The sequence below is a fragment of the Arthrobacter sp. CAN_A2 genome (assembly GCF_015752045.1).
Classification (GTDB): domain Bacteria; phylum Actinomycetota; class Actinomycetes; order Actinomycetales; family Micrococcaceae; genus Arthrobacter_D.
In genome coordinates this window covers 1-11542 of the sequence record NZ_JADOUS010000002.1, presented here as the reverse complement: position 1 = coordinate 11542, position 11542 = coordinate 1, and the positions used below count along the sequence as shown (strand labels likewise).

At 70.0% G+C, this 11542-nt stretch carries 10 protein-coding genes; 7 read left to right on the top strand and 3 right to left on the bottom strand.

The window, feature by feature from the left end; all coding sequences use genetic code 11:
* Window positions 1-129 precede the first annotated feature (129 nt).
* On the top strand, window positions 130-342 hold the full coding sequence (locus IWX63_RS02270) for a hypothetical protein (protein WP_199276551.1): 213 nt from the start codon (window positions 130-132) through the stop codon (window positions 340-342).
* A 154-nt stretch (window positions 343-496) separates the two neighbouring features.
* Here IWX63_RS02270 and IWX63_RS02265 read toward each other — a convergent pair whose 3' ends face one another.
* Window positions 497-1255: a GAF and ANTAR domain-containing protein gene (locus IWX63_RS02265; RefSeq protein WP_334685569.1), complete on the bottom strand. Its 759-nt coding sequence runs from the start codon at window positions 1253-1255 to the stop codon at window positions 497-499.
* Window positions 1256-1775: 520 nt separating this feature from the next.
* On the opposite strand from IWX63_RS02265, the gene IWX63_RS02260 reads away from it, so the two are divergent.
* Together IWX63_RS02260 and IWX63_RS02255 are read left to right on the top strand one after the other, a co-directional pair.
* The gene (locus tag IWX63_RS02260; protein WP_199276550.1) at window positions 1776-1931 is read left to right on the top strand and encodes a hypothetical protein; all 156 of its coding nucleotides are present in this window, start codon (window positions 1776-1778) and stop codon (window positions 1929-1931) included.
* A 132-nt stretch (window positions 1932-2063) separates the two neighbouring features.
* Entirely contained in the window at window positions 2064-3980 is a 1917-nt protein-coding gene (locus IWX63_RS02255) for an ABC transporter ATP-binding protein (RefSeq protein ID WP_199276549.1), read from the top strand.
* Between the two features lie 12 nt (window positions 3981-3992).
* Here the strand turns inward: IWX63_RS02255 and IWX63_RS02250 are convergent, their stop codons facing one another.
* Window positions 3993-4538, bottom strand: coding sequence for a methylated-DNA--[protein]-cysteine S-methyltransferase (locus IWX63_RS02250; RefSeq protein ID WP_199276548.1), 546 nt, complete (start codon window positions 4536-4538; stop codon window positions 3993-3995).
* A gap of 48 nt (window positions 4539-4586) precedes the next feature.
* On the bottom strand, window positions 4587-6119 hold the full coding sequence (locus IWX63_RS02245; protein ID WP_199276547.1) for an Ada metal-binding domain-containing protein: 1533 nt from the start codon (window positions 6117-6119) through the stop codon (window positions 4587-4589).
* 95 nt (window positions 6120-6214) lie between these two features.
* On the opposite strand from IWX63_RS02245, the gene IWX63_RS02240 reads away from it, so the two are divergent.
* From IWX63_RS02240 to tyrS, 4 genes are read left to right on the top strand one after another with little or no spacing between them, the layout of a single operon-like run.
* A complete protein-coding gene (locus IWX63_RS02240; RefSeq protein WP_199276899.1) occupies window positions 6215-6856 on the top strand; it encodes a DNA-3-methyladenine glycosylase in 642 nt (213 codons plus the stop codon).
* Window positions 6857-6903: 47 nt separating this feature from the next.
* Window positions 6904-7434 carry an adenine phosphoribosyltransferase gene (locus tag IWX63_RS02235; protein WP_199276898.1) on the top strand — a complete coding sequence of 177 codons (531 nt, stop codon included), beginning with the start codon at window positions 6904-6906 and terminating at the stop codon, window positions 7432-7434.
* A 51-nt stretch (window positions 7435-7485) separates the two neighbouring features.
* The gene (locus IWX63_RS02230; RefSeq protein WP_199276546.1) at window positions 7486-9738 is read left to right on the top strand and encodes a HelD family protein; all 2253 of its coding nucleotides are present in this window, start codon (window positions 7486-7488) and stop codon (window positions 9736-9738) included.
* A gap of 12 nt (window positions 9739-9750) precedes the next feature.
* Window positions 9751-11073, top strand: coding sequence for a tyrosine--tRNA ligase (gene tyrS / locus IWX63_RS02225; protein ID WP_199276545.1), 1323 nt, complete (start codon window positions 9751-9753; stop codon window positions 11071-11073).
* Window positions 11074-11542: the final 469 nt, after the last annotated feature.

The window sequence follows — 11542 nt, the reverse complement described above, 5'->3', positions numbered from 1 at the left end:
ATGAGAGGTAGGTCCAGCCGAGGAATGCGTGGCTCTTCGGCGTACGCCGGTCGTGATCAGCCCGGCGAAGTCCCGCTGGGAGGGGTCCCACCCTCATGTGAGGGCTTCCGCGTTCCCAGAATGAGGAACGTGATGCCAACGGTGGAGAACGCGATCCAGGACGTCGTCCCCGAGAACATCATTGCAATCGCGACAACAAGGAACACGATCCCGATCGGCAGGAATGCTTTGCTCCCGTCACTCGCCCCACCGCGTGACTCCGACATCGGCTGTGCCCAGGAGCAGGAGCAGGAGCAGGAGCAGGAGAAGGATCGGGCCGATGGTGCCGTCAGCTCCGGGTAGGGCGCCTTCACATCCTGGCTCGACGAAGGGGCGCGACCGGCCCGGCGCCACGCGATCGAGGCGTTCGGTTCCGGAATGCACGGGCCGGACGGCGTCCCGGTCCGTCGGATCACAGCACGACCGACCGGTTCCGTTGCACGCGGGACAGCGTTCCTCAGCGTGCGGCGTACTGCCTACTGGGGAGTTCGCCGCTGCTGATGAGGTGGTCGGCGACATCCCAGAGTTTCAGGTGGGTGCGCTGGCTGGCCATGGAGAGCACGATGAACGCCTGCTCGCCGGTGATCTTGTGGCGTTCCATGAGGATGCCCTTGGCCTGCCCGATCACGTCCCTGGAATCCACCGCCGCGTGGAGCTGCCGGGCCTTCTCGGCCTCGGCGAACGCCACAGCGGCGTGGGACGCGACCAGCAGGCCCACGTTCTCCGACTCGTCCGTGAACGCATTGGCCCTGTACGAGTAGAGGTTGAGCGCGCCGAGGTCGTCGCCCTTGACCCACAGCTGGATGGAGAGCATGCCGCGGGCGCCGGCCTCGGTGGCGCGCCTGGCGAAGAGCGGCCACCGCTTCTCGAGCGCCATGTCCGGCACGCGGACGGTCCGGTGATCGTAGGCCGCTTCCAGGCAGGGCCCCTCCCCGGTTTCCATCTGCAGCGCGTCGATACGCACCGGCAGGTCCCCGGACGGGGCGCGGGCTCCGATGTTCCTCCGCCCCAGGACCACGCTGACGGAGCCTTCATCGACCCCGGGGATCAGTTCGAGGGCCGCGTGGACGAATCCACCGAGGATCGCGTCCGTATCCGGTTCCTGTTGCAGCGACCGGGCCAGCTCCGCCAGTTCAGTGGCGAGATCCCGCACCCGTGCGCTGCCGCCGTACTGTGACGACGGCATGCCCCTATGCACCTTGAGCTCCTCGGTCACCAGCCACACCCTGTCCCCGTGAGACCACGATGTGCACGGACGTCGCTGTGCTGACCGGCCCGTCGAGGTGTCCCTGAAGCGTTCACGGCGGCGATGCCGGGTTCGAGGAAGTATCTCGGGAGGAGCGTCTGCCGTCGCTCATCTCCCCGGTGGATGGGGCTTTGTACCGATGGAAACTCAGGCAGGTTGAAGGACGTGTCCGGTGATCGGAGAGGCACGCCAGGACCGGTGTGGTGAAATGCGTATGGCACGGGACCCCTCTGGTGGAACGGCAACAGCGGTTCTCTGCCAGGGTCCGGGGCGAGAACCCCAAGCGTGCTCGCTTATCGGGGAGAAGTCAATAACGACAGAACCCCTGAGCTGCGTGCAGCGGTGATGCGAGGCATATCGTCACTCGACGGATATCAGCGGTCCGGGATACACGCTCGGAGCTTCGATCGTGCCGGATGCCGGTCGACCCGTCGCAGCAATCGTCGATCAGGATTCGAGCGTGCGATGGGTGGTGTGGCCCGAGGCTCCGATGCCTGAGTGTGCTGTCGGTGGACCCCGCGTATGGTCCACGCCGACCGGGGCGTGGCTCATCTACGAGACGGAGGATGCCGAGGACCCCGATGACGCCGTGCAGCGCTCCGCCGTCTTCATCACCCCCGCGATCGGCGGCGTCCTCACCATCTGAGCCCGCTTCCGTTGACCGATGCTGAGTGAGCGGGCTCAGGGGTGCACAGTGGGCGGAACGCAGCCCGGCGCACCTGCTACGCCCGCCGCGAAGTGCTTTGACACCGTGCACCACCCGGCGCATCGTGTGAGCATGCAGCCCACCGCACCGCGCGCCACGCTCCGGGAATTCTTCCCCTACCTGCGGGGGCACGCGCGCGTCCTCGTCCTGGTCGCCGTCGTCTCCCTCGTCTCGACGGGCCTCTCCATCGCGCAGCCGCTGATGGTCCAGCAGCTCGTCAACGCCGTCTCCGCGAATCGTCCGGCCACGGTCTTCGTCTGGTTCCTCGTCGCCATCACCCTGGGCGGGGCCGTCTTCGGTGCGGCGCAGTCCTACCTCCTCCAGCGGACTGCCGAGTCCGTGGTCCTCGGGGTGCGCCGGTCGCTGGTCGGTCAGTTGCTGGCGCTGCCCGTGCGCGAGTTCGACCGCCGCCGCGTCGGCGACCTCATGTCGAGGGTCGGCTCCGACACGACCCTCATGCGCAGCGTGATCACCTCCGGCCTGTTCGAGATCGTCTCGTCCATCCTCATGTTCTGCGCGGCCGTCGTCCTCATGGTGCTCATCGACCCCCTGCTGTTCGGCATCACGCTGTCCGCCGTCCTGGTGGGCGCGGGCGGCGTCGTGTTCCTCGGGCGCCTCATCCGCAAGCGCAGCCGCGACGTCCAGGACGCCGTCGGCTCGATGACGGCCGCCGTCGAGCGGGGCCTCTCCGGCATCCGCACCATCAAGGCGTCCGTCGCCGAGGAGCGCGAGGCCGCGGTGATCGACGTGGAGGCGACCACGGCGTACAACGCCGGCATTGCCATGGCCCGCCTCCAGGCCGCTGTCCAGCCCATCATGTCCATCTGCATCCAGGGCGCGTTCATCGTGGTCCTGGCCGTCGGCGGGATCCGGGTGGCCGCGGGCGAACTGCTGCTCGGCGACCTCATCGCCTTCATCCTGTACCTGTTCCTGCTCGTGATGCCCATCGGGTCCGCCATGAGCGCGTTCGTGCAGATCCAGTCCGGCCTCGCAGCGCTGGACCGCATCCAGGAGATCGCACGGCTGGAGCCGGAGCGGGCGGACGAGGGGCGCCTCGGACAGGCGGGACCCGGGGTGACGGCGCCGTCCCCGGCCGCGTCCGCCCACGGCAGCAGCATCGAACTGCGCGATGTCAGCTTCCGCTACGACGACGGCGGGGACGCCGCGGCCGTGGCGGATGGGGCCCTGACGTCAGTGGACGGGTCGGTATCGCCCGTATCTCCGGTATCGCCCGTATCTCCGGTATCGCCGGCGGTGCCGGGCCCCTCGGAACGGCACGGTGCGGACGGCCTTACCGGGCTGCCGGTCCTCGACGGGGTCAGCTTCACCGTCCCTGCGGGCAGCAGGACGGCCCTCGTAGGGCCCTCGGGCGCCGGCAAGTCCACGGTGCTGGCCCTGCTGGAGCGGTTCTACGAACCGACGGCGGGCACCATTCTGGTCGACGGCGTCGCCCTGCCCGGGATCCCGCGCTCGGACCTGCGCTCGCGGATCGGTCTGGTGGAGCAGGAGGCCCCCGTCCTCAGCGGGACACTCGCGGACAACCTCCGGCTCGCAGCCCCGCACGCCACCGACGACCAGCTCCGCCGGGTCCTCGCGGCGGTGGGCCTCGATGCGCTCGGGGACCGGTCGGATGACGGTTTGGACCTCAACCTGGGCGAGGACGGGATCCGGCTCTCGGGCGGCCAGCGGCAGCGCCTGGCCTGGGCCCGCGTCATCCTCGCCGACCGGCCGGTCCTCCTGATGGACGAGCCGACGTCGGCCGTCGACTCGCGGACGGAGCAGTTGCTCCAGCAGACGCTGGGGGAGGCCTCGCGGGACCGCACCGTTGTCGTCGTCGCCCACCGCCTGTCCACGGTGGCGGACTTCGACCAGATCGTCGTGCTCGACCAGGGGCGGGTCGCCGCCGTCGGCACCCACGATGAACTCCTCGAGAGCAGCGACCTCTATCGCGACATGGCGGCCCGGCAGCGCCTGGTCGCCCACGCCTGAGAGACCCGGGGGTCAGGCCACCGGCGTCCGGCCGGCCTCCCGGTCGAGGAGCCGCTGCTTGACCGGGAGGCCCCAGCGGAAGCCGCCCAGCGAGCCGTCGGTCCTGATGACCCTGTGGCAGGGGACGAAGAGCGCTGCGGCGTTCTTCGCGCATGCTCCCGCCGCCGCGCGGACCGCGGCCGGGTTGCCCGCCCGGGCCGCGTACTCGAGATAGGTGACCGGCGCACCCGGAGCGATCGTGCGCAGGACGTCCCAGGCATGGGCGCGGAACGGTCCGGAGGCCTGTCGCACCCGCACCGCCGTGATGGCGTCGACGTCGCCGTCGTAGTAGCGGGCCACGGCGTCGAGGACGGGGCGCATGGCGGACGCCGCAGGGTCGAAGCGGGCGGCCAGGAGGCTCGGATGGATCTGCCCGGTCAGTTCCTCCGGGAGGGAGGTCCAGCCTGAGGAGAGGACCGCTCCCTCCGCCTCGATGACGGTGAAGGGGCCGTCGGGCGTGTCGACGGTCGCGGTGGTGGCGCCCCGGAGGACGGCGGGCGGGGAGAGGGTTGCGCTCATGGCGGGGGCATCCGTTCGGTGGGTCGGTCAAGGGTACGTGGGGCGTGGTCAGGCGGCGTCATCGACGGGCTCTCCGGTCGTGCTCGGGGAGATCGGCGCGGCGGCGGTCCGCCACAGGTGCAGGGTCGCGTAGGAGCGCCAGGGCCGGATGTCGGTCATCGCGGCATCGAGGGTCACGGCCGGACCGACGGTCGAACGCTGTGCGACCCGGGCCCAGCCGTTGCGGACGGCGGCATCGGCCGGTGGGTGGATGTCAGGGTGGCCGAGCACGCGCATGGTGACGTAGTCCGCGGTCCAGGGTCCCACGCCGTCCAGCCGCAGCAGGTCCTCGTGCAGACGGGCGGGGTCGGACCCGATCCCGATTATGAGGGCCCCGGACGAGAGCTTGCCGGCCGCCGCGCGGAGCGCCTCGTCACGGCGCCGCGGCCCGCGCAGGAGCGGCCCGGGCGCGGCAGCGAGGTCCTCGGCGGAGGGGAAGAGGCGGTTCAGCCCGGTGCCCGGCGCACCGACTGCCGGCCCCGTCGCGGTCAGCCGGCAGAGTGCGGTCGTCGCGGCGGCGACCGTGACCTGCTGGCCCGCGATGGCACGGATCAGCGTCTCGTGGGGATCCAGCGAGCCGGGAAGACGCAGGCCCGGCCGGTCCGCGGCGAGTGCCGCGAAGCGGGCATCACGTGACAGTCCGGCATCGACGGCCAGGGGGTCGGCGTCGAGGTCGAACAGCCGCCGGATGCGGCTGAGCAGCGAGGGGAGGTCCGCCAGCCCCGCCACCGAGACCGTGACGGGCAGGGCGGCCCGTCCGTTCCCCCGCGGCTCGACGGCCTCCGCCCTGAACCAGGCGGGCCCGGCCGGCAGGCGGACCAGGCGCTCGTAGCTCGTCGCCGTGCCGATCTCCAGGCCGGCGACGGCGCGGGCGGCGAGGAAGCCGAAGATGCCGTTGTCGTACGGCAGCCGCGCGGGCAGGGAGAGCGAGATCCGGAGCGGCCCACCGGGTTCTGCCGTCGGCGGGCCGTACGCCCCGGACCGCTGACGGGACGTCTCCCGCAGTGTGCCGGGAGTGAGGTCGAAGACCTGCTGGACGGTGTCGTTGAACTGCCGGATGCTCCCGAAGCCCGCGGCGAACGCCACGTCGGCGAAGCGGAGCGTCGTGGCGGTGAGGAGGGTCCGCGCCGTCTGGGCGCGGTGTGCGCGGGCCAGCGCGAGCGCTCCGGCGCCGAGTTCCTCCTTCAGGATGCGGTTGAGCTGTCGGGGGGAGTACCCGATCCGCGCCGCCAGGCCCGGCACCCCCGCGCGGTCCACTTCGCCGTCGGCGATGAGCCGCATGGCCCGGGCCGCCGCGTCGCTCCGCAGATTCCATTCGGGGTCCCCCGGAACGGCCTCGGGCAGGCACCGCTTGCAGGCGCGGTACCCGGCGTCGTGGGCGGCCGCCGAGGTGCGGAAGAAGGTGACGTTGGCGGGCTTCGGCGTCCGGGCGGGGCAGGACGGCCGACAGTAGATGCCGGTGCTCGAGACAGCGGTCACGAACTGCCCGTCGAAGCGGGCGTCCCGGGCGTCGATCGCCCTGTAGCGCTGCCAGAAGTCCATGGCGCCATCCTGCCACCCGGGCACGCGTCGGACTAGCGGGATTCGGACACGACGGTCGGAGGGGCGGGGGAGGCCTTTGTTACGGTCGAAGGGTGATCGATGAGAGCAGGACGACCGTGGACCTCCGCGCACGACTGGGCGGCAGCGCCCTCGAGGTCGCACCCTCGCTCCTCGGTGCGCACCTCACGCACAGCGACGACGACGGCGACGTCACCGTCCGCATCACGGAGGTCGAGGCCTATCTCGGCCCCGACGATCCGGGCTCCCACGCCTTCCGGGGCAGGACCGCGCGGAACGCGACGATGTTCGGGCCCGCCGGGCACCTCTACGTCTACTTCACCTACGGCATGCACTACTGCGCCAACATCGTCTGCGGGGACGAGGGGTGGGCCACGGGGCTGCTCCTGCGCGCCGGGGAGATCGTCGACGGCGCGGACCTCGCCCGCCGGCGGCGCTCGCATCCGGCGTCGGACCTCGACCTCGCCCGGGGGCCCGCACGCCTCGCCCAGGCGCTCGGCCTCGACCGCCGGAACGACGGCGCCGACGTGCTCGCGCACCCCTTCCGGCTGGTCCTGCCGGAGCTGCCCGCGACGGCGGTCCTCCGGGGACCGCGTGTGGGCGTCAGCGGCGTCGCAGGGACGGAGGAGTATCCGTGGCGCTTCTGGCTGCCGGACGAGCCCACGGTCTCCCGCTTCCGTCCGGGGAAGCCCCGTGCAGCCCGTAAGGTTGATCCGTGATTATCAGCGAAGCGGACCTCGGCCCGGCGACGGTACCGGGCGCCACCATACTGGCCACGCAGGCCCGGGAGGCCGTCGACCGGCTGTGCTCCGTGGTCCCCGATTTCCCGTCGCCCGGCATCATGTTCAGGGACCTCACGCCGGTGTTCTCCGACGCGCAGGGCTTCCGCGCGGTCGTCGACGCGCTCGCGGAGTCCTTCGCGGGCCAGTTCGACGCCGTCGCCGGGGTGGAAGCCCGCGGGTTCCTCCTCGCCGCCGCCGTCGGCTACGCGACCGGCACCGGCGTCGTCGCCGTCCGCAAGGCGGGCAAGCTGCCCCGCGCCGTGTACCGCGAGTCCTATGACCTCGAATACGGACAGGCGACCCTCGAGATCCACCAGTCGGACCTGCCCGCCGGGACGCGCGTGCTCCTGCTCGACGACGTCCTCGCCACAGGGGGAACGCTCGCCGCCGCGGGAGCGTTGCTCGAACAGGCCGGCGCCGTCGTCGTCGGCTGCGGTGTGGTCCTGGAACTCGCGGACCTCGCCGGACGCGACGCCCTCGCGGGCCGCCGGGTGCACGCGCTCGAAACCGTGTAGCGTCCACCACGCTAGAATTGACGGTCTGCCTTTGAAGGAAGGAAATCTCCGATGCACGAGACGTCCCAGGCCAAGGCCGAGCTGGACTACGAGCGCGGCTACGTCGATGGCCTGTACCACCGTCTCGATGAACTCCGTGCGGAGAAGGCCCGGCAGCTCGCCGAGGTCCGTCGCACGCAGGCGGCCGGATCCCACCAGAACAGGTCGGAGCGGGACGCCTTCGCGACGATGTACGAGGACCGCCTCGCGCAGCTCAACGCCGTCGACGACCGCCTCGTGTTCGGACGCCTCGACCTCGACGACGGCGACAAGCGGTACATCGGCCGCATCGGCCTGTCCGATGAGGACCTCCGGCAGCTCATGGTCGACTGGCGGGCACCCGAGGCCGGCACGTTCTACCAGGCGACGGCCTTCGAGCGCATGGGCGTCCGACGCCGTCGCCACCTGATCCTCTCGCGCCGTGACGTCGTCGCCATCGAGGACGACGTCCTCGATGCGGACCTCCTCGGCGACGACGACTCGCTGCAGGGCGAAGGGGCCCTGCTCGCCGCGCTGAACACGCGGCGCACCGGCCAGATGTCCGACATCGTGGGCACCATCCAGGCTGAGCAGGACCGCATCATCCGGGCACCGCTGCCCGGGGTGACCGTGGTGCAGGGCGGTCCGGGCACCGGCAAGACGGCCGTCGCCCTCCACCGCGCCGCCTATCTCCTGTACACGCACCGCGACCGGCTGAAGTCCGCCGGCGTGCTGCTTGTCGGACCCACCGACGCCTTCATGAAATACATCGAGCGCGTCCTGCCGTCCCTCGGCGAGACCGGCGTCGTCATGGCGGGCATCGGTACCCTGATGCCGGGCGTCACCACCGTGCTGGAGGCGGACGAGACCGCGGCCGCACTCAAGGGCAGGCTGGAGATGGCCCAGGTCATCCGCAACGCCGTCGCGAACCGGGAGCGCGTCCCGTCGGAGAACAAGCGCCTCAACGTCGAGGGCACCATGCTGACCCTCACCCCCCGGCAGGTCTCCCGCGCCCGGGAGCGTGCGCGCGCCACCGGGAAACCCCACAACGAAGCGCGGGTCACCTTCGTCAAGATCCTCCTCCGTGAGCTCACCGAGCAGCTGCTGGACAAGCTGGAGGAATCCTCGGGCGGCGGCAACAACGCCGACCGCTCCTATCTCGCCGAGGACGTCCGCAGCTCCCGCGACGTGAGGATCGCGCTGAATCTCGCGTGGATGCCCCTCACCCCGCAGAAGCTGGTCTCCGAGCTGTTCGCACGCCCGGAGCTGCTGCGCGCGGCGGCGCCCCACCTGGGGGAGGAGGAACTGGCGGCCCTCGCCCGGCCCGCGGGCGCCCCCTGGACCGAGGCGGACGTGCCCCTGCTCGACGAGGCCGCCGAACTGCTCGGTGACCTCGATCCGTCCGCCGGACGCGACACCGCCGCCCGTGAGCAGGAGCAGAAGCGCGACCTCGCCAACGCGGAGCGGGCCCTCGAGAACGTCAACGCGTCCCTGGAGGACTCCGGGGTGGACGGGATGCTGACCGCCGAGGACCTGGCGCAGCACAACGCCGTGACCGCTACCAGGCTCTCGGCCGCAGAGCGCGCCTCCGGCGACCGCACCTGGGCCTACGGGCACATCGTGGTCGACGAGGCCCAGGAACTCTCCCCGATGCAGTGGCGCCTGCTGATGCGGCGTTGCCCGCTGAAGTCCTTCACCATCGTCGGGGATATCGCGCAGACCAGCTCGGCCGCCGGTTCGAGGTCCTGGCAGCAGGCCCTCGAACCGTTCGTGCGGGACCGCTGGCAGCTCGAGGAGCTGACCGTCAACTACCGCACCCCCGCGCAGATCGCCGAGGCCGCGGTGCGCATGGCGAATGCGGCGGGGCTCGTCGTGTCCGCGCCGAAGGCGGTGCGGGAGGGGCGGTTCCCCCCGATCCTGGACACGGTGGGCGACTCCGTCACCGCTTTGGTGCAGGCCATGCCCGAGGAGCTGGCGGCCATCGACGGGGGTCTGCTCGCAGTCATCGCGCCCGACCACCTGCTACCGGCCGTCCGGGACGTTCTGGCGCCTGCGTTCGGGGAGCGCGTCGGCTCGGGAGCCGGCGGGCCGGGCCAGGACATCGTGGTGATCAGCCCGCGCGAGTCGAAGGGCCTGGAATTCGACGGCGTCGTGATCCTCGAGCCGCAGGAGATGCTCGATTCGGCGACGGCCCGGGTCGGTGACCTCTACGTGGCGATGACCCGCCCCACGCAGCGCCTCCGCGTCATCTCGAGTGGCCGGATTCCTGCTGGTATCGCCGACTGATAATTTGGACTCGTGTCCCAGCAAACAGATGTCCCGGTCAGTGGCCTCGCAGGCCAGCGCAACGATCCGTCCTTCGACGGTATCTACGACGAGCTCGTGTGGCGTGGTCTGATCCATGTCTCCACCGATGAGGGGGAGCTGCGGGAACTGCTGGGCGGCCCGTCCATCACCTTCTACTGCGGATTCGATCCGACGGCCGCGAGCCTCCATCTCGGCAACCTGGTGCAGCTGCTGACGATGCGCCGCCTCCAGCTCGCCGGTCACCGTCCCCTCGGCCTGGTCGGCGGGTCCACCGGTCTGGTCGGCGACCCGCGGCCGACGGCGGAGCGCACCATGAATACCAAGGAGACCGTCGCCGAGTGGGTCGGTTCCCTGGAGGGCCAGGTCCGCCGGTTCCTCGATTTCGAAGGGGACACCGCGGCGCGGATCGTGAACAACCTCGACTGGACCGGCCCGATGAGCGTCATCGATTTCCTGCGCGACGTCGGGAAGTACTTCCGCGTCGGCACGATGATCAAGAAGGAGACGGTCGCCAAGCGGCTCAACTCGGATGAGGGGATCAGCTACGCCGAGTTCAGCTACCAGATCCTCCAGGGCATGGACTTCCTGCAGCTGTTCCGCGATTACGACTGCGTCCTCCAGACCGGTGGCTCGGACCAGTGGGGCAACCTCACCAGCGGGACCGAGCTGGTCCGGAAGGTGGAGGGCAAAAGTGTCCATGCCATCGGCACGCCCCTGATCACCAACTCGGACGGCACCAAGTTCGGCAAGAGTGAAGGCAACGCCGTCTGGCTCGATGCCGCCATGACCAGCCCCTACGCGATGTTCCAGTTCTGGCTCAACACCTCCGACGCCGATGTGGCCGAGCGCCTGCGGATCTTCACCTTCCGCAGCAGGGTGGAACTCGACGCGCTCGAGCAGGCGACATCCGAGCGGCCCCACGAGCGGGCCGCTCAGCGCGCACTGGCCTACGACGTCACCGCCCTGGTCCACGGCGTCGACGCGACCGAGAAGGTGATCGCGGCATCCGCAGCCCTCTTCGGTCAGGGCGACCTGGGGTCCCTGGATCTCGCGACCCTCGAGGCAGCGACGGCCGAACTGGATTCCGTCGCGATCTCCCGGGACGGATTGGGGATCGTCGAGCTGCTCGTCGCATCCGGGCTGTCCGCGAGCAATTCCGCGGCCCGTCGCACCATCGGGGAGGGTGGTGCCTACGTGAACAACACGAAGATCACCGACGCCGACCACGTCGTCGTCGAGGGGGATCTGCTGCACGGCCGCTACCTCCTGGTGCGTCGCGGCAAACGCAACCTGGCCATGGTCGACGTGGCCTGACAGGTCCCGCGCCCACCAGGAGAGCCGGCACACCCCGCAGGGTGTGCCGGCTCTTCCATTGGGTGGAGGGGCGTCGTGCAGGTGGACGGCAGGTGGATTTGGTGGCGGGGCGGCGTGGCCGTATAGTGATGGAGTTGCCCCGGTGAGGGTGGCCATCCCCTCCAAATTCTTGTGGTTGGTTCGTGCGCTGTTTTTATGGTGGCGAATTCGGCTTTCATTTGTGGTGGGTTTGTTCTTTGTCGTATTTCTTTTGTCGTGGTTCAGGTCACGGTGGGGGATTTGACAAGGGAAAAGAAAGTGAAATAAGCTGTGAACATAACGGCGAGGGAAAGCGGAGCCGAGTGGGCGTGTGAGCGTCGGGTTCCGTGAGTAATCGGTTGTTCCTGTTGTTTGAGAACTCAATAGTGTGCCAAGTTTGTTGATACCGATTGTTTTTTGATTGGTTGAATTGGCTGGTTGTCGCGCATTT

Bases quoted from the DNA above. Each gene is read 5' to 3' on its own strand.
- IWX63_RS02260 (WP_199276550.1), top strand. From the start codon at position 1,776: ATGCCTGAGTGTGCTGTCGGTGGACCCCGCGTATGGTCCACGCCGACC.
- IWX63_RS02255 (WP_199276549.1), top strand. From the start codon at position 2,064: ATGCAGCCCACCGCACCGCGCGCCACGCTCCGGGAATTCTTCCCCTAC.
- IWX63_RS02250 (WP_199276548.1), bottom strand. From the start codon at position 4,538: ATGAGCGCAACCCTCTCCCCGCCCGCCGTCCTCCGGGGCGCCACCACC.
- IWX63_RS02245 (WP_199276547.1), bottom strand. From the start codon at position 6,119: ATGGACTTCTGGCAGCGCTACAGGGCGATCGACGCCCGGGACGCCCGC.
- IWX63_RS02230 (WP_199276546.1), top strand. From the start codon at position 7,486: ATGCACGAGACGTCCCAGGCCAAGGCCGAGCTGGACTACGAGCGCGGC.